The organism is Halosimplex halobium (genome assembly GCF_051414055.1).
Taxonomy (GTDB): Archaea; Halobacteriota; Halobacteria; order Halobacteriales; family Haloarculaceae; genus Halosimplex; species Halosimplex halobium.
The window spans coordinates 133,982-149,725 of the sequence record NZ_JBLKNX010000011.1 but is presented as its reverse complement, the minus strand read 5'-3'; the positions used below and the strand labels follow the sequence as shown (position 1 = coordinate 149,725).

The following is a 15,744-nucleotide window of genomic DNA, read 5'->3' as shown; positions in this document are numbered from 1 at the left end:
GAGGCACACCGATGACCGACACCTACGACCGGGGGACCGTCGAGGACTTCGGCCGGTGGCGGGAGTTCAGCGCCGGCATGTGGGCGTGGGTCCTCCACAAGTTCACCGGCTGGCTGCTCGTCGGCTACCTGTTCACCCACATCGCGGTGCTGAGCACCGCGACCGCAGCGGACCCCGCGGTCTACACCGAGACGCTCAGAGGTCTCGAAGCGCTACTGGTCGTCCGCCTGCTGGAGATCGGTCTGCTCGCCGTGGCCGTCTTCCACATGCTCAACGGCGTCCGCCTGCTGTTCGTCGATCTGGGGATCGGGCTGGACCGCCAGGCGACGACGTTCTACGTGACGCTCGTCGTCACCGCCGCGATCACGGTCGTGAGCGTCCCGACGTACCTCGCGGGGGTGTAGACCGGGCTCGCACACCCGCGATTCGGCACGACCGACCGCACCGGCGTATCGGTCACGATCCCACCTCACCCCACCCGACCACCACGACCCGAGCAAACCGAACCCACCACCACACCGCCATGCCCGACAACTGGTACTGCCTCGACTGCGACCGGCGCATCGACCCGGACGACCGCACCCGCCACGGCGCTGCCGGCCACCACCTGCGCGGGGTCCCGCTGCCGAGTCCGCCGTCGTCGACGGCCATCCGGCGGGTCCAGGCGGCCGAGACCGCGATCCGTCCGGTCCAGGCGGCCGAGACACGGCTCGCTCGTCGGCCCGGGGACTGACTCACCGCGGTCCCCAGAACGACAGTGGGCCGACGGCGGGATCCCCACTTACCGGCTCACTCGTCGTCGGCCGGCGTCGCCAGCAGGTCCGCCTCGTAGGCCGCGACCGCCTGGACGACCTTGTCGGCGTCCTCCTCCGGAACGTCGAACGCCGCCAGCGTCTCCTCGAGGATGTCGATCGCCCGCAGGATGTGGTCCTCGGTGAACGGGACGTGCAGGTGCGCTTCCCGGACCGGCGCCGCGTCGTACGACTCGGGGCCGCCCGCGGCCTCGCAGAGGAACTCCGTCTGTGTCCGCCGCAGCATCTCCAGGTCCGCGTCCTCGAAGAACGGCCCGAGTTCGTCGTCGGCGACCAGCCGGTCGTAGAACTCGTCCACCACGGCCCGGATCCCCTCGCGTCCGCCGAGTCGGTCGTAGAGTCTCGTCTCCGTCATGCGGATACCACGGTGCCGTCTCGACATCACGCTACCGCCGGTTCCCAGCCGCTGGGACCGACCGGGCCGAGCTACCGGCCGGACGACTGCGCTCGGAACCGTATATATTACTGATTTCGATGATTTGTCTATTTTTGATATGATCGGCACTGTCGGCGGACTATCCCGGCTCCGCCCGGTTCGGACGGTCGGCCGTATCTCTGTCTCGAATATGGCCGTATACTACGATCATAGCCGGGAAAATCCGAAACAGTATTTAGAGGTCCGCGTGGGAGCGCGATCTCGATGCCCCGCCGAGACTCCATCACAGGAGTTGGGGCTATTAGGCACCTTCTCAACGTTTTCTGACCCCATCTGTTTTGAATCGGTGCTCTGGTACGCCCCGACGGGGCCACACCGGTCGCCCGCTGCTGATAATAATTTAAATATGATAGTATATTCGAAAGATAAGATTCAATATTCAAATACGGCCGAACCCGTCGGCGACCGGCCGCGTCGCACCTGGGCGCGGACGCTCGACGTACGCGTCGAGGGCTATAGCGCCTCTCCCGGGAACGGGGAACGGAGTGTGTGACCCGTCCCTGGACCCACTACGGCCAGTTCGCAGGTGGGCGCTGGTCGCCCGTGCGTGATGCGGACCCTGCCATTCGTATCGGAAATCCGAGAGGGTATCGACGATCCCGCCACGAAGCGCGGGTAACGCAGCAGTAACCGGGTTTCAGACCACTCAGCGTACAGTTATTACCCTCGCCGGTGAACAGATACTATACGTAACCCACTATCGAAGGGTTATGTACTTCGGAGGAGACACACATGGCAGAACTCACGATACTCAACGGACTCGCTGGTGGACTGGTCGCGACGATCGTCATGACGGTGTTCATGATGACGCTGGGAGACGATTCGCCGCCGCCGACGGCGCTGTTCTGGTCGAAGTACGTCGGCGACGGCGACCCGGACGACTACATGATGCAGGGGATGGTTTTGCACATGATATACGGGGTCGTCGCCGGGCTCGTGTTCGTGGTCGCCGTTCCCGTGCTCGGTCTCACCATCGGGTCGACGACGACGGCGGTCCTGTTCGGACTCGCGTACGGGTTCGTCCTGTTCGTCGGGGCGGCCGTCTTCTGGATGAACGTCGTCCTCGACCTGGATCCCGAGATGCCGATGGTCGCGACCTTCCTGCTGTTTCACCTCGTCTACGGTGCCGTCTTCGGCGTCTGGCTCCAGCTGGGCGTTCTGTAAGCGAGCCCTCGGCGGCGAACCCCGGACCCGACACCAGGGATCGACCGTCCCCGCGGTTTCGGCCGTCACAGACACCGGTAAGTCTGTCTCGGTGTGAAAGGGCTAATGGAACCAGAGACCGATCAGGACACATGACTGAGCGAGGACGCTCCCGTCGGGAACTGTTGCGGACCGCAGGCGGGGTCACGGCCGGGGCGGCTGCCGGGCTGGCAGGCTGTCTGGGAGGCAGTGGCGGATCGTCGCCGGATTCGCTGACTCTCGGGACGCTGAACGTCTTCCCGATGATGCAGTACTTCGTCATCGACCAGCAGGGGTGGTACGACGACCTCGGGCCCGACATCGACGTGCAGACGTTCGGTGGCGGCCCGCCGCTCGTGCAGGCGTACGCGTCGGGCGATATCGACTTCGCCTACGTGGGGATCAGCCCCGGACTGGTCGCCATCGCCAACGGGGTCTCGTCGAAGGTCGTCGCGGCGAACGTGGTCGAACCCAACGTGATGGTCGGGAGCGGCGAGTTCCGGTCGTACTGGGTCGAACACGGGCCCGACGCCTTCGAACAGTTCCGGTCCGACAAGGGCCGCAAGCCGCGGTTCGCGACGCTGCCGGCCGGTTCCACTCCGGACGTGTTCCTGCGATACTGGATCACCGAAGTGCTCGGTCTGGACCTGGACGTCGTCGAGATCGTCGGCCAGAGCCCGAGTGCGCTCCAGTCGACGCTGTCGAGCGGGAACGCCGACGCCGGGAGCGCCATCGAACCGGTCCCGACGATACTCCAGGAGAACCCGGACACCGACATGGAACCGTTCATCTACGCCGGCGAGATCATGCCGGGCCAGCCGGGTGCGGTCCTCCAGCCCTCCCAGTCGCTGGTCGACGACAACCCCGACCTCGTCCAGGAACTCGTCGACATCCACGTCCGGGCGACGGAGTTCATCCACGAGAACCGGACCGAGGCGGCCGAGATGGCCAGCGAGGTGGTCGGGTCCGATATCCTCTCGGCGGACGTCGCGACGAAGGCCATCAACACCCCCGCGTCGAACTTCATCTCGAATCCGCGGCGGGTCGTCGAGAAGTCGCTCGTGTACAACGACTTCCACCAGCAGCTCGACTCCGTCGACACGGACCTGTCGGAATCGGACGTCTTCGACCACAGCTTCTACGAGGAGGCGAGCGGTGGCGGGCAGTAGTGAACCCGAGACGGTCGGCTACTCGACCGGGGGCCTCCGGCTCGAACGGGGGCGGACGCTCGGGATTCAGGTCGGCGCGCTCGCCGTGTTCGTCCTCGTCTGGTGGGCGGGCGCGCTCGTGACGCCACAGAACCTCCTTCCCCGGCCGCCCGCCGTCCTCGATGTCCTCGTCGCCGACGTTGCGTCCGGCCGGGTGTTCGAGCTGATCTGGCAGAGCCTCCGCCACTACGTCCCCGGGCTGCTCGTCGGATCGGCGTTCGGGATGGCCGTCGGTATCCTTGTCGGCTGGTCGCGGACTGCGGAACTCTCCGTCGGGACGGTCGCCGGGATACTCCGTCCGGTCCCGCCGCTGGCGTGGATCCCCTTCGCGATCATCTGGTTCGGGTTGAACGACCGCGGCGCCGCCTTTATCATCGCCATCGTCGCCTTCTGGATCAACTACTACAACGCCGAGAGCGGCGTCAAGGGGGTCGACGACCAGCTGCTCGAAGTCGGGCAGTCGCTGGGCACGAAGTCGGACCTGGGGCTCATCAGACGCGTCGTCCTCCCGTCGGCGATGCCGGAGCTGTTCACCGGGTTCCGGACGGCCGCCGGCCAGGCGTGGATGGTGATGGTCGCGGCCGAACTGCTGGGCGTGCCCGGCATCGGGAAACACCTCTGGGACGCCGCGAACTTCCTCCAGATGCAGGTCGTCATCGCGTACATGCTCGTGATCGGGATCCTGTTCCTGATCTCGGATCGCCTGATCAAACTCGTCGAAGCGCGCACGCTCGCCTGGCGGTGATTCAGATGACACAACAGAACTCGACCAGCCGTTCCGAACCGGCGGACGAAGCACGGACTCGCGACTATCCCCAGATCCGCGTCGACGGCGTCTCGAAGACCTACGAGAGCGAGAGCGGCCCGGTCGAAGCGCTGACCGGCGTCGACTTCGACGTCGACCACGGCGAGTTCGTCTCGATCGTCGGTCCCTCCGGCTCGGGGAAGTCGACGGTCTTTCGCATCATCGCCGGACTCGAAGCACCGACTGACGGGGCCGTCCTCGTCGACGGAGAACCGGTCGACGAACCCGGTCCCGACCGCGGGATGGTCTTCCAGGACGACGCGCTGTTTCCCTGGCGCACCGTCGCCGGCAACGTCTCGTACGGCCTCGAAGAGGTCGGCCCGCCCGACGGGTTCACCACCGAGGAACGGATCGACTACTGCCTCGAACTCGTCGGACTGACCGACAAGGCCGACGCGTATCCCAAAGAGCTGTCGGGCGGCCAGCGCCAGCGCGTCGGCATCGCACGCGCGCTCGCCGTCGACCCGCCGATTCTCCTCATGGACGAACCGTTCGGGAGCGTCGACGCTCGAACGAAAACGTCGCTGCATCGGGAACTGCTCGACATCTGGGCGGAGACCGAGAAGACGATCTGTTTCGTGACACACGACATCGAGGAGGCGGTCTACCTCTCCGACCGGGTCGTCGTGTTCTCGACGGCGCCCGGAACTGTCCTCGACATCATCTCGGTCGACCTCCCGCGTCCGCGGGACCGGACCGGCGACGCGTTCACCGAGATCAAAGCCGACGTGCTCTCGTATTTCGAAGACGAGGAGAACTGACCGTCGGCGACCGAGTTCGCCCCGGATATACTGCGGGACACCCGGTGAGGACTGGGTAACTAATCCGTTTTTGTCGCTCGCGTTCGACCACTGGACCAAGATGGTCAGCGCCGGTCCAGTATCCGAGCAGTCCCGCGGTCGCATGATCGACGAAGACCCCGATTTCGAGGAGATACTCGTCTGTGTGTTCGGTATCAGAGACCACGAGGTCAGGACGTATTTGATGGTGCTCGACAACCCGGACAGCACGGTCGAAGAACTCGCCGACCGCCTGGACCGGGACCGGTCGAACGTCAACCGCGCCCTGGCGACGCTCCGCGAGAAGGGGCTCGTGAGTCGCAAAAACAGGATCGTCCCCGGCGGCGGAAACGTCTACCAGTACACCGCCACCCCACTCGCCGAAGCGCGGGCGCTGATGCACGAGACGCTCGACGAGTGGACCGACTCCGTCCACACGCGTATCGACCGGTTCGGCGACGAGGAGTTCTGAGCCCGATTCGGCGAGGGGGTCACACAGTACGAACGGATAGTGCTGGGTCCCCGCGGGAGTGCTACTCGGGCGTGTCGCTCCGCCCGGGGACGCCCCGGCCCTGGTAGAAATCGCCGCCCCAGTTGCCCACCCAGATGTCCTGGTTGGCGAGGTACAGCGCCTCGGCGGTCCGGAAGCGCGGGTCGGTGACCGACCACTCGTCGGTCCCGGCGTCGTACTCGACTTCCGCGTTGTACACCGCGGCCTGGCCGAACTCCCCGCCCGCCTCGGGCGGGAGCGGCAGCGGGTGCTCGGCGTTCTCGCTGCGGGAGGGCGGTCGCTCGGCCCGCTGGAGTCGCCCGCGGTTGAACGTCTGGTTGAAGAACGTCGCGAACGTCTCCCGGACGCCAGAGCGGCCGAGCACGGCGTCGGCCGCGTTCAGCCCGCCGGTGATGTCGCCGGCGTCCCGAGCCGTAATCGCGTACGTCGAGTCGTCGGTGCCCGACATGAACGTGCCCGCGTCGGCGTCCCACAGTTCGTCGGTCATGTAGCCGACGACCTCGCTCGCCGTGTCGCTCCGGTCGACGCCGTCAAGCTGGGAGGCCCACAGCAGGCCCTGTGCGACGATCCCCTGGGTCGCGGCCTGGTTTTCGGCGCCGCCCTCGACGCGGCCGTTGCCGGCGAGGTTGTCGTCGACTACGTCGGCGAGCGCGTTGGCGTAGTCGGCGGCGGACGACCGCAGTTCGTCGTTCCCAGCCTGCGGGCCGTAGTAACCGACGGCGCCGAGCATCTCGCCGACCGACCGGGTCGACTCCGCCGACGCCACCTCGCTCGCGTCGAACAGATCCATCGTCGCCTGAGCGACGCCGTCGGTGATCTCCTGGATACCGACCGGCGGGTCGAAGACGGCGTCCGCGCCGGCCTCCTTCGGGATCAGCGGCCGCGGATTGACGTAGCCGAACCAGCCGTTCCGCGCGAGGCTGGTCAGGTCCGAGAGGAACCACAGCATCGCCGAGTGGTGGTGCGGGCGCCGCGTCTCGTCGACGATCCGTCCTTCGCTCGGGTGGTACTCCGAGAGGAACTCGAAGCTGTCGCCGTGAGTCAGGGCGCCGTTGCCCCTGGAGCCACCGGCCAGGATCGCGGCGTTGACCCCGACCTGCGCGAGCGTCGACAGCAACTGCGCCCGGAACTTCGGCGCGATCTCACCGGGGAGCAGGTCGAAGTGGTTCTGGAAGTTCTTCGCCCACGTCACACCTTTGAGGTGGGTCCACGCGACCGAGGACGGGCTCACGACCAGCGACGACTCGCTCTTGTCCCAGGCGAGCGTCGACGCGTCGGGCCGTCCCGTGTCGTCCTCCATGACCGGTTGCTGCGTGAAGTGCGGGTCGCCTTCCGTGAACGACGCCAGCGAGAGGTTCGGGTCGGTGATCGGCGGCCGGTCGACGTCGGCGTGTTCGAGCATCGCCGGCATCCGCTGGGCCTGCAACTGCTCCATCTGTTCGTTGAGCGGGAAGGGGACGCCGTTGCCGCTCATCGCGATGTTGGTGCTCATGTTGTACAGCGAGTACCAGTAGGCGTCGAACGACGCGGCCTGGAAGCCGTACTCCTGGCCCGAATCGGTCGCCGTCGCGGTCCCCTCGGGCTCGCCGACGACGACCGCGCCCTTCATGCCCATCCTGCGGTGGGGGTTGCAGTAGTAGGTCACGGTCCCCGCACTCTCAAAGGTCTGCGGGAACGTCGTCCCCGCCTCGTTCGTCGGGTCACCGCTCCGGAAGTCGGCGCCGGACTGGGCGACGACGTTGTGGCTGCCGCCGTTGCCGGTCCACTCCCAGGTGACTTCGGTGCCGGGGTCTACCCACACAGCCGGCGGCGCGAAGCCGAACCCGCCGCCGTTCGCCTCGGCGCCGACCTCGATCGTCACCGAGCCGTTCCCGCGCATGTCGGCAGTCGTCCCGTCGTAGTTGCTCGTGTCGCTCAGCCAGCCGCCGAAGTCGAACTCCGCGCCGCCCGACCCGGACATCGGCGCCGCGGTCGGCGTCGCGGTCGGCGCTGCGGTCGACTCGTCTCCCCCTTCGTCGTCTCCCCGGGCGGGCGTGTCGGTCGCCGTCTCCGTCGAACAGCCCGCGATACCGCCGATCGCTGCGATGCCACTGAGTCTGAGAAACCGTCGTCGTTCGGGGTCCATGTGCAGGTAGACGGTGACCCACCTGACCCTTGGGTGTGCCCCGGAACCCCCAGCCGGCGCACGGACGGGAAACGGCTATACGCGCCGGACCTCCGCGGTAATAGAAGGTATCGGCGCTGTGTGCGAGTGCGGTCGTGTCGCCCACGCGCCCGACCGGTCGCGACGAGATCGGTGGTTCCCACTGTCCGTGACGCACTGCGATAGAAACGGTGACCGGCCGGCCGTGTCAGCAGTCGACGAGCGAGCAGTCGTAGACGAACGTCTCCTGGAGCCGGTCGATCTCGTCGAGGAGGGTCCCGACCTCGGGACGGTCGCCCGGCGAGTCGCCCTCGTAGGTGTAGACGACCTCGGCGTCGTCGCCGCGGGTGTCGAGGACCACGCTCTCCGGGAGCCGCCCGATGAGGTCGTGGAGTTCGCCCAGTTTCCCGTACCGGGTCGGCTGGTCGTACCTGTCTGCGATGTCCTTGTCGGGGTCGGCCAGCAGCGGGAACGGGAGGTCGAACTGCTCCTGCCAGTCGGCCGCCCGCTCGACGGGTTCGGGCAGTACCGGGAGGACGACCGCGTTCAGTTCCGCGAACTGGCGCGCCTCCTCGGCCAGCGTCTGTACCTGGTTCTTGCACTTCGGACAGTGGTAGTCCCGGAGCAACAGCAACACGGCGAAGTCGACGGTGTCGACGACGCGGTCGAGCGAGAGCGGGTCCGGGCCGATACCCACGTTCGGGAGTTCGAAGCTCGGCGCGACCACCCCACTGTCCAGGTCGGGCGAGGACATGGACGAACTATCGCCGGCCGAAACAATCAGTATTTTGTAACGTTCCGGTTACCGGGCGAGGCCGCGGTCACCGGGCTACCGGGTTGTAACCGAGGGTCGGTCGGTGGTCGCTCTCGACGGTCAGCGCCCGGTGGTGACGGTCAGGCGACGACGAACTCCGTCACGAGGACGACGAGGCCAACGAGTCCGAACACGATACCCAGCCCGGTCTCCATCAGTTCGCTGGGGACGTACTTCCCGACGCGCGTCCCGATCGTGCCGCCGACGACGACCCCGGGAATCGACCAGGCGACGACGTACCAGACCGGCGTCGCGGTCAGCGCGTGGACGAGCGCGCCGGCGCCGGCGGCGATCGCCAGCACGAACACGCTCGTCGCGACGGCGACCCGGGGCGGGATCCGACAGCGGACGATGAGCTGGGTCGTGACGATCTCCGGCAGGCCGGCGCTGATCAGCCCCGTGATGAACGCGCCGACGGTCGACAGCGCCACGCCGGGCGGGCGCCAGCAGGTGTCGTAGGTGAACGTCTCGCCGTCCGCCGCCTCGACGGTGGTCGTTCCCCGGCCCGTGTTCTTCTCGCGGAGGAACTCGCCCTCGCACTCGCCGGGTTCGCACTCCTCGGGCGACTCGTAGTAGACGAGAAAGGCCCCGAGCACGAGCAGCCCGACGCCGAAGATGCCCTTGAGGACTGTCGTCGGGACGTAGTGTGCCGCCAGCGCGCCGGCGACGACCGCTGGGACGGCACCGAGCAACAGCCACTTGGCCGTCCTGAAGTCGACCACGCGCTGTCTGACGTACGACCGTAGCCCGTTGCCCATGCCGAACACCTCCGTCAGGAGTCCCGCGCCGATGGCCTGCGACGGCGTCAGTCCGACCACGAGCATGAAGAACGGGCTGAAAAACAGCGCCCCGGAGACGCCGGAGGCAAGGGCGACAGCCGAGAACGCGATCGAGGTCGGGAACACCCACCAGTGGGCGAGGAACCGGGTCGTGAACGCCGGGTCGACGAGGCTGGCCCCACCGAACTGGGCCAGCGCCGCCCCGTCGGCCGACGTGACCGCGCCGGCGACCGGTTCGCCGAGCGTCACCGCACCGACGACGACCAGCAGGAGACCGACGATGTTCCGTCTCATTCAGGCGAACAGGCTATCGATGGTCTCGTCGTCGGGCGTCCAGCCGACGAACTCGCCGCCCTCGAAGGGCAGGTCGACCGCGGCGACGTAGTTGCAGAGGCCGACGTAGAAGTCGACCAGCAGCCCGACGGCGACGATCTCCCCCGGCGAGTACGCCCCGGCAAGCGCCGCGTGGATCTGGTCGGTCACCTCGCCCGTCGCGACGGCCCCCGCGTACTGCAGGAGGACGAACTCCTCGTCGTCGAACCCGGAGTAGTCGTCACCGCCGATGGCGCGCATCTCGGCCGTCCCGACGCCCTTGTCGCGGGCGATGTCGACGTGCTGGTGCCACTCGTAGCGGGCACCGCGGGCCCGCGCGACCGTCAGGATGACCAGTTCCTTCGTCCGGGGCGTCAGCTGCTCGTAGAGCGTCTCCAGATACTCCAGCGTCGCCTCCAGCAGCTCTGGATTGTGCGCCCACACGCGGAAGATGTGCCGGTCACCGAGGTAGTCGTCGGTGAAGAGGTAGTGGTACTGTTCGGGAATCTCTCCGTTCGAGAGGAGTTCCAGTCTGGTCATACGACGAAGTACGACGGGAGTGTCATTAACGGTATCTCACACGCTGGTAACCGCCTTCCGTCCGGACCGGAGTCATCGGGTGAGCCACGCGTAACCCCCTGTGAGGCGGGTTAGCGAACGTATTTGGGTTTCTACCCGTAAGCTAGTAGTACGAGGTAATCAACCGATGTCAGTCACCGACGAAGACACCGAATATCAGACGGTCGGGACGGACGCCGCCGATCTCCAGCGGTACGACGACGTGACGCTCGACGACGGGAAAGTGCTCATCTACGACCAGGACGACGAGGCAGCGTGGATCCAGTCCACGTCCGCGATCGGACTCGAGTTCATGACCTGACCGGCCTTGGGCCGCTCCGTCGACGATTCGCCCGCGAACCCCTCCCGAGACAGTCGACCGGATGTAGATATTGTATAGTAACCGACCTTCTACTAGTAACCGTTAAGGTGTCGGGCGTCGATCGGAACGTATGGACGACCTTCCGAACGGGGACGGGACCGAGCAGCTCGAAGTCTGGTGTGCGGGCGAAGAGTGGTGTCCGGTCACGACGACCGCCTCCTTAATCGGAAAGAAGTGGCACCCTGTCATCGTGCATCGGCTCCTCGAACACGGCCCCAGCGGGTTCAACGAGCTGCAGGAGAACGTCGACGGGATCTCCAGCAAGGTGCTCTCGGACAGCCTCGAAGACCTGGAGGACAACCAGCTCGTCGAGCGGGAGATAATCAGCGAGAAGCCGTTCCGCGTCCACTACTCGCTCACCGAGTACGGCGAGTCGCTCCAGCCGGTCATCTACGCGATGCGGGACTGGGGGATGGAGTACCTGACCGAGCCCGAAGACGGGTCGGCGGACTGAGTTCCGACCCGTGCTCTCGACGGCCACGCTGGTCCTCGCCGGGTTCGTCGTCCTGTTCGGCGGGCTGGTCAAGGGGACCGTCGGCTTCGGCTACGCCATCGCGAGCACCGCGCTGCTCGCGGTCTTCCTGTCGCCCTCGACCGCCGTCGTGTTGCTGATCGTGCCGATGCTGGTCGCGAACGTCTCGCTGGTGCGCGAGCTCGACCGCGCGGAGGTCGCCCGCTGTCTGGAGCGGTTCTGGCCGTACGTCCTGTCGGCGATGGTCGGGACCGCGGTCGGGATGGTACTGCTGGAGTTCGTTCGGACCGCGCTGCTGACGCCGGCCCTCGGCGCCTTCACGCTCGCCTACGTCGCGGTCAAGCAACCCTGGCTGGTGCTGCCCGGAGAGGCGGCGGTCGCGCGCTACTGTTTCCGGCGGGGCACCGCTGTGAAAGTGGCACTCGGGCTGGTCTCCGGGGTCATCTTCGGCCTGTCGAACGTCGCCGTGCAGGTCGTGGCCTACCTCGATAGCCTCGACCTGGACCGCTCGACGTTCGTGGGCGTCCTCGCGATGATCCTCGTCGGGGTGTCGGGGCTGCGCGTCGGGTTGGCCTGGACGCTCGGACTGTACGACGGGGGGAACCTCCTGCTGTACTCGGTCGGACTCTCCGTTCCGGGGCTCGTCGGTGTGACGCTCGGCGGGCGACTCCGGCACGTCACCTCGGAACGGACGCAACTGGCCGCCGTGTTGCTGTTGCTCTCGGTCATCGGCGTCCGGCTCCTCGCCGCCGGGCTCGGCGTTCTATAGCGGGCTCTCCCGACCGGGTGAACGGTCGGTAACCCCCTAACGAGGTGGTTCGCGAATCGATATCACGGACGACCCCGAACCACCGGGTATGGCAGACAGCCCAGCCCGTACGGGAGACGACACCGGCACTGCAGCACGCCACGTCGAGTCGGAGCGTGCGTTCGAAGACCTCCTCGCGACGGAGGGGACGGTCCTGGTCGATTTCTACGCCGACTGGTGCGGCCCCTGTCAGATGATGGCGTCCACCGTCGACGAACTCGCCGCCGAGGCGGACGCGGCTGTCGCGAAGGTGGACGTCGACGAACTGTCGCCGGTCGCGGCCGAACACGACGTGCGGTCGATCCCGGCCTTCGTCGTGTTCGAAGACGGCGAGCCGACCGACCGGCTGGTCGGAGTCCAGGAGAAAGCCGACCTGCGCGCCGCGATCGAGTGAATTCCAGCGGTGAGCCGGCCCCGGTAGCCCGACCCGACAGTTCCGCGGCGGTTTGACAGATACTGTGCAGGTCCGCCGTGAATTGATACCAGTTCACGACGATTTCCATTCGGGTTTCAACATGGGTGTACTCGACGGCCTCTTCGGAACCACGAACGACGAGTCGGACGGGGCGAACACCACCGGCGAGCGGAAGTACGCGGTCCTCCTGAACGCGGGGCCCGACCGGACGCCGGTCGCCGGGAACGGGTTCAACTACGCACTGGAGTTCGACGACGCGGGGTACGACGTCCAGCTCTTCCTCGACGGGAAGGCGACCAAGTGGCCGGCAGCGTTCGCGGCGGACCCGGACAGGCCGTTCAACCGCGACTGGGAACAGGTCCGCGAGCGGGGCTTGCTCGCCGGCGCCTGCGGGTACTGCGCGAACGCGTTCGACGCCGCGGAGGCGTGCGAGGACTCCGGGATCGACCTGTTGAGCGACGCGACCGAACACGCACCGGCGGTCGCGAGGCTCGCCGAAGAGGGATACGAGATGGTCACCGTCGGGTGACCGGTCCGGCCTGCGCCGCTCCGCCGAGCCGGCTCCGGTCACTCCGGTACGGAGTCGACGGTCAACTCGACCAGGTACTCCGCTTCGAACGGATTCGCGTACGGGATGTCGAGCGAGTGGTACACGCCGGCCGGGACCCCGATGTCTCCGAGCGATAGTTCGCAGTCGAGACCGGCCAGTCCGGTCTTCGGGAGCGCCAGCGTCAGGACGCGGTCGGGGGCGACCGACGGGCCGGGCCGCTCCCCGGTCGTCGCGACCATCCCCGAGGGAACGTCGAGCGAGACGACCGTCGCGTCGGTCCCCGCCACCTCGTCGACCAGGTCGGCTGCAGTCCCGCGGAGCCGGCCGTCGAGCCCGTACCCCACGAGCGCGTCGACGACGGTCCCTGCCCGCCTGTCGACGAGCGCGTCGACGCCGTCGTCGACCGGGACACCCATCGCCGCCAGCGTCTCGTACTGCGTGCGAGCGGCGCCGTCCAGTCCCTCCGGCGACCGGTCGAGCACCACCGATACCTCGACGTCCCGGTTGGCGAGGTGGCGGGCGGCACAGAGGCCACCGCCGCCGTTCCCGCCGTTGCCGGCGAGGACGACGACGGGTTCGGCCCCCGCCTCGCGAACGTGCCGGGCGAGATTCCGACCCGCGTTCTCCATCATCTGCAGCAGGGAGACGCCGAACTCCTCGACGGCGACGCGGTCGACATCGCGCATCTCCGCCGCCGTCACGGCGGTCACCGACCGACCGGTTTCGGTCCGGAAGGCACGGGCATCCATCGTGTCGTTCGCCGTATCACAGCGAACCGCAAAGGGCGTTGTGTCGCCCCTCTCCGTCCGGTCGGTTTCTTCGACGGTTACGCCGACGTGAGAGGCAGTTAACCGGTTGGGACCCTAACGGGTCTGTGACCACAGATGACTGACGACGAACTCGACCTGAGCGCGCCGGAACTGGCGCCCGAAGACTTCCTCCGCATCGAGGACCCGTACTACTCGTCCGACACCGTCGCGCTCGTGACCGGCGCCGCCTCCGGCATCGGCCGCGCGACCGCCGTCGCGCTCGCGACGAACGGCCTCACCGTCGTCGGGGCCGACATCGACGAGGACGGACTCGCCGAGACCGCAGATATCGTCGGGGAGTTCGACGTGGACGGGACGTTCGTGAGCACGCCGACGGATCTCACCGACGACGGCGACGTCGAGGCGGTCGTCGAGGCGGCGGCCGACGAGGGCGAGTTGCGGTTCGTCGCCAACATCGCCGGGATGCAACACATCGCGAGCATCCCGGAGTTTCCGATGGAGAAGTACGACCTCCTGACGGACATCATGCTCCGCTCGCCGTTCAAGATGGCCGGGGCGGCGATGCCCCACATCCGCGAGACCGACGACGGCGTCGGCGCGATCGCGAACATGTCCTCGGTCCACGGCCACTACGCAACGAAAGACAAACCCGCGTACATCACGGCCAAACACGGTATCACGGGGCTCACCAGAGCGATCGCCGCCGAGGGAGAGGGGACGCTCCGGGGCTTCTCGGTCAGCGTGGGGTACGTCCTGACGCCGCTGATGGTCGACCAGATCGAGGACACCGCCGACGAGCGGGGCATCTCGAAACGCGAGGTGATCGAGGACGTGATGCTCGGCCAGGCGCGCACGAAGGAGATGATGACCCCGGCGGAGGTGGCCAACCTGTTCGTGTTCGGGTTCTCCACGCACGCCAGCCATCTCAACGGCGGCGACCTGCTGTTCGACGGCGGGTACACCCACACGTATGAGTGACCCGAGCGCGGCCGGAACCGACGACGGATCTGTCGCCGCGTCGGCGCCCGACGAGCCGACCCGGATCGCCATCGCCTGCCAGGGCGGCGGCAGTCACACCGCCTTCACCTGTGGCGTCCTCCGGACGCTCCTCGACGAGTGGGACGGCGACGATTACGAACTCGTCGGGATCAGCGGCACGTCCGGCGGCGCGTTCAACGCGCTGGCGGTCTGGTACGGGCTCGTCACCGAGGGACCGGAGCGAGCCAGGGAGACCGTCGGGGCCGTCTGGGACGACCTGGCCGTGTCGGGGCCGAGCGACCGCTGGACGAACGCCCTGGTCACGTCACTGTCACGGATGGAGAGCGCGGGCGTCCCGATACCCGCGGTCAGCCCGTATCAGGTCCCCGGCCCCGAGACCGGCAAGCAGCGCATCCGCGAGATACTGGAGACCCACATCGACTTCGAGGAGATCCCGGACCTGTGCGGCAGGAACGCGCCCGAACTCGTCGTCGGGACCGTCGACGTCAACGCCGGCGTCTTCGAGACGTTCGTCGACGAGGCGGTGACCGTCGACGCGGTCCTCGCGTCGGCTGCGGTGCCGAACCTCTTCGAGGCCGTCGAGATCAACGGTCATTTCCACTGGGACGGCCTCTTCTCGCAGAACCCACCGGTGAACGACCTGATGGGGCTCCCACCCGACCGCAAGCCCGAGGAGCTGTGGGTGATCCAGGTCAATCCCCAGGAGTTCGAGGGCGAACCGTCGACGACCGAGGTGATCGCCGACCGCCGGAACGAACTCTCGGGCAACATCTCGCTCAACCAGGAGATACACTTCATCGAGCGGGTCAACGAGTGGGTCGACGACGGGACGCTCCCCGCCGACGAGTTCGTCCGGACGGACGTGCGTCGCATCCAGATGGGCAAGCGGTACCACTGCTCGACGAAGGTCGACCGCAACGCCGCGTTCCTCGACGAGCTACGGGAGCTGGGTGCCGAGCGCGCCCGCGAGTTTCTCGCGGCTCGCTGACGCTCGCGGCCCGCCGAACGG

At 67.2% G+C, this 15,744-nt stretch carries 20 protein-coding genes; 14 read left to right on the top strand and 6 right to left on the bottom strand.

Features of this window, described 5'->3' with window-relative positions; all coding sequences use genetic code 11:
* Positions 1-11: 11 nt before the first annotated feature.
* Complete coding sequence (sdhC, locus tag ACMGFG_RS12910; protein ID WP_436930736.1) at positions 12-404, top strand: succinate dehydrogenase, cytochrome b556 subunit; 393 nt, start codon at positions 12-14, stop codon at positions 402-404.
* 119 nt (positions 405-523) lie between these two features.
* On the top strand, positions 524-733 hold the full coding sequence (locus ACMGFG_RS12905; protein WP_436930735.1) for a hypothetical protein: 210 nt from the start codon (positions 524-526) through the stop codon (positions 731-733).
* 56 nt (positions 734-789) lie between these two features.
* Here ACMGFG_RS12905 and ACMGFG_RS12900 read toward each other — a convergent pair whose 3' ends face one another.
* Positions 790-1,167: a group I truncated hemoglobin gene (locus ACMGFG_RS12900; RefSeq protein WP_436930734.1), complete on the bottom strand. Its 378-nt coding sequence runs from the start codon at positions 1,165-1,167 to the stop codon at positions 790-792.
* An 813-nt stretch (positions 1,168-1,980) separates the two neighbouring features.
* Between ACMGFG_RS12900 and ACMGFG_RS12895 the strand changes: the two genes are divergently transcribed.
* From ACMGFG_RS12895 to ACMGFG_RS12875, 5 genes are all read left to right on the top strand, one after another.
* Positions 1,981-2,412: a hypothetical protein gene (locus ACMGFG_RS12895; protein ID WP_436930733.1), complete on the top strand. Its 432-nt coding sequence runs from the start codon at positions 1,981-1,983 to the stop codon at positions 2,410-2,412.
* 131 nt (positions 2,413-2,543) lie between these two features.
* The gene (locus ACMGFG_RS12890) at positions 2,544-3,599 is read left to right on the top strand and encodes an ABC transporter substrate-binding protein (protein WP_436930732.1); all 1,056 of its coding nucleotides are present in this window, start codon (positions 2,544-2,546) and stop codon (positions 3,597-3,599) included.
* Positions 3,586-4,383, top strand: coding sequence for an ABC transporter permease (locus ACMGFG_RS12885; protein WP_436930731.1), 798 nt, complete (start codon positions 3,586-3,588; stop codon positions 4,381-4,383). Before ACMGFG_RS12890 ends, ACMGFG_RS12885 begins: the two co-directional genes overlap by 14 nt.
* 5 nt (positions 4,384-4,388) lie before the next feature.
* Positions 4,389-5,204 (top strand): ABC transporter ATP-binding protein, encoded by an 816-nt coding sequence (locus ACMGFG_RS12880; protein WP_436930730.1) that lies wholly within the window; start codon positions 4,389-4,391, stop codon positions 5,202-5,204.
* A gap of 142 nt (positions 5,205-5,346) precedes the next feature.
* The gene (locus ACMGFG_RS12875; RefSeq protein ID WP_436930729.1) at positions 5,347-5,694 is read left to right on the top strand and encodes a helix-turn-helix domain-containing protein; all 348 of its coding nucleotides are present in this window, start codon (positions 5,347-5,349) and stop codon (positions 5,692-5,694) included.
* Positions 5,695-5,755: 61 nt separating this feature from the next.
* On the opposite strand, the gene ACMGFG_RS12870 is transcribed toward ACMGFG_RS12875, so the two are convergent.
* The 4 genes from ACMGFG_RS12870 to ACMGFG_RS12855 all read right to left on the bottom strand — a co-directional run bounded on the left by ACMGFG_RS12870 (position 5,756) and on the right by ACMGFG_RS12855 (position 10,321).
* Positions 5,756-7,858: a halocyanin domain-containing protein gene (locus tag ACMGFG_RS12870; RefSeq protein WP_436930728.1), complete on the bottom strand. Its 2,103-nt coding sequence runs from the start codon at positions 7,856-7,858 to the stop codon at positions 5,756-5,758.
* A gap of 226 nt (positions 7,859-8,084) precedes the next feature.
* Positions 8,085-8,630 carry a peroxiredoxin family protein gene (locus ACMGFG_RS12865; RefSeq protein WP_436930727.1) on the bottom strand — a complete coding sequence of 182 codons (546 nt, stop codon included), beginning with the start codon at positions 8,628-8,630 and terminating at the stop codon, positions 8,085-8,087.
* Positions 8,631-8,770: 140 nt separating this feature from the next.
* The gene (locus ACMGFG_RS12860) at positions 8,771-9,763 is read right to left on the bottom strand and encodes a sulfite exporter TauE/SafE family protein (RefSeq protein ID WP_436930726.1); all 993 of its coding nucleotides are present in this window, start codon (positions 9,761-9,763) and stop codon (positions 8,771-8,773) included.
* Positions 9,764-10,321, bottom strand: coding sequence for a carboxymuconolactone decarboxylase family protein (locus ACMGFG_RS12855; RefSeq protein ID WP_436930725.1), 558 nt, complete (start codon positions 10,319-10,321; stop codon positions 9,764-9,766). It lies immediately after the preceding gene.
* Between the two features lie 166 nt (positions 10,322-10,487).
* Between ACMGFG_RS12855 and ACMGFG_RS12850 the strand changes: the two genes are divergently transcribed.
* From ACMGFG_RS12850 to ACMGFG_RS12830, 5 genes are all read left to right on the top strand, one after another.
* On the top strand, positions 10,488-10,661 hold the full coding sequence (locus ACMGFG_RS12850) for a hypothetical protein (RefSeq protein WP_436930724.1): 174 nt from the start codon (positions 10,488-10,490) through the stop codon (positions 10,659-10,661).
* Between the two features lie 130 nt (positions 10,662-10,791).
* Complete coding sequence (locus ACMGFG_RS12845; protein WP_436930723.1) at positions 10,792-11,175, top strand: winged helix-turn-helix transcriptional regulator; 384 nt, start codon at positions 10,792-10,794, stop codon at positions 11,173-11,175.
* A 10-nt stretch (positions 11,176-11,185) separates the two neighbouring features.
* Complete coding sequence (locus ACMGFG_RS12840; RefSeq protein WP_436930722.1) at positions 11,186-11,962, top strand: TSUP family transporter; 777 nt, start codon at positions 11,186-11,188, stop codon at positions 11,960-11,962.
* An 88-nt stretch (positions 11,963-12,050) separates the two neighbouring features.
* Positions 12,051-12,395, top strand: coding sequence for a thioredoxin family protein (locus ACMGFG_RS12835; RefSeq protein ID WP_436930721.1), 345 nt, complete (start codon positions 12,051-12,053; stop codon positions 12,393-12,395).
* A gap of 121 nt (positions 12,396-12,516) precedes the next feature.
* Complete coding sequence (locus ACMGFG_RS12830) at positions 12,517-12,945, top strand: DsrE family protein (RefSeq protein ID WP_436930720.1); 429 nt, start codon at positions 12,517-12,519, stop codon at positions 12,943-12,945.
* Positions 12,946-12,983: 38 nt separating this feature from the next.
* Here ACMGFG_RS12830 and ACMGFG_RS12825 read toward each other — a convergent pair whose 3' ends face one another.
* The gene (locus ACMGFG_RS12825; RefSeq protein ID WP_436930719.1) at positions 12,984-13,715 is read right to left on the bottom strand and encodes an NAD(P)H-hydrate epimerase; all 732 of its coding nucleotides are present in this window, start codon (positions 13,713-13,715) and stop codon (positions 12,984-12,986) included.
* A 135-nt stretch (positions 13,716-13,850) separates the two neighbouring features.
* Between ACMGFG_RS12825 and ACMGFG_RS12820 the strand changes: the two genes are divergently transcribed.
* Both ACMGFG_RS12820 and ACMGFG_RS12815 read left to right on the top strand, forming a co-directional pair.
* A complete protein-coding gene (locus ACMGFG_RS12820) occupies positions 13,851-14,714 on the top strand; it encodes an SDR family oxidoreductase (protein WP_436930718.1) in 864 nt (287 codons plus the stop codon).
* On the top strand, positions 14,707-15,723 hold the full coding sequence (locus tag ACMGFG_RS12815; protein WP_436930717.1) for a patatin-like phospholipase family protein: 1,017 nt from the start codon (positions 14,707-14,709) through the stop codon (positions 15,721-15,723). Before ACMGFG_RS12820 ends, ACMGFG_RS12815 begins: the two co-directional genes overlap by 8 nt.
* The last annotated feature ends 21 nt before the right edge of the window (positions 15,724-15,744 follow it).

Coding starts and splice junctions, on each gene's coding strand:
- sdhC (WP_436930736.1), top strand. CDS start 12: ATGACCGACACCTACGACCGGGGGACCGTCGAGGACTTCGGCCGGTGG.
- ACMGFG_RS12905 (WP_436930735.1), top strand. CDS start 524: ATGCCCGACAACTGGTACTGCCTCGACTGCGACCGGCGCATCGACCCG.
- ACMGFG_RS12900 (WP_436930734.1), bottom strand. CDS start 1,167: ATGACGGAGACGAGACTCTACGACCGACTCGGCGGACGCGAGGGGATC.
- ACMGFG_RS12895 (WP_436930733.1), top strand. CDS start 1,981: ATGGCAGAACTCACGATACTCAACGGACTCGCTGGTGGACTGGTCGCG.
- ACMGFG_RS12890 (WP_436930732.1), top strand. CDS start 2,544: ATGACTGAGCGAGGACGCTCCCGTCGGGAACTGTTGCGGACCGCAGGC.
- ACMGFG_RS12880 (WP_436930730.1), top strand. CDS start 4,389: ATGACACAACAGAACTCGACCAGCCGTTCCGAACCGGCGGACGAAGCA.
- ACMGFG_RS12875 (WP_436930729.1), top strand. CDS start 5,347: ATGATCGACGAAGACCCCGATTTCGAGGAGATACTCGTCTGTGTGTTC.
- ACMGFG_RS12870 (WP_436930728.1), bottom strand. CDS start 7,858: ATGGACCCCGAACGACGACGGTTTCTCAGACTCAGTGGCATCGCAGCG.
- ACMGFG_RS12865 (WP_436930727.1), bottom strand. CDS start 8,630: ATGTCCTCGCCCGACCTGGACAGTGGGGTGGTCGCGCCGAGCTTCGAA.
- ACMGFG_RS12860 (WP_436930726.1), bottom strand. CDS start 9,763: ATGAGACGGAACATCGTCGGTCTCCTGCTGGTCGTCGTCGGTGCGGTG.
- ACMGFG_RS12855 (WP_436930725.1), bottom strand. CDS start 10,321: ATGACCAGACTGGAACTCCTCTCGAACGGAGAGATTCCCGAACAGTAC.
- ACMGFG_RS12850 (WP_436930724.1), top strand. CDS start 10,488: ATGTCAGTCACCGACGAAGACACCGAATATCAGACGGTCGGGACGGAC.
- ACMGFG_RS12845 (WP_436930723.1), top strand. CDS start 10,792: ATGGACGACCTTCCGAACGGGGACGGGACCGAGCAGCTCGAAGTCTGG.
- ACMGFG_RS12835 (WP_436930721.1), top strand. CDS start 12,051: ATGGCAGACAGCCCAGCCCGTACGGGAGACGACACCGGCACTGCAGCA.
- ACMGFG_RS12830 (WP_436930720.1), top strand. CDS start 12,517: ATGGGTGTACTCGACGGCCTCTTCGGAACCACGAACGACGAGTCGGAC.
- ACMGFG_RS12825 (WP_436930719.1), bottom strand. CDS start 13,715: ATGGATGCCCGTGCCTTCCGGACCGAAACCGGTCGGTCGGTGACCGCC.
- ACMGFG_RS12820 (WP_436930718.1), top strand. CDS start 13,851: ATGACTGACGACGAACTCGACCTGAGCGCGCCGGAACTGGCGCCCGAA.
- ACMGFG_RS12815 (WP_436930717.1), top strand. CDS start 14,707: ATGAGTGACCCGAGCGCGGCCGGAACCGACGACGGATCTGTCGCCGCG.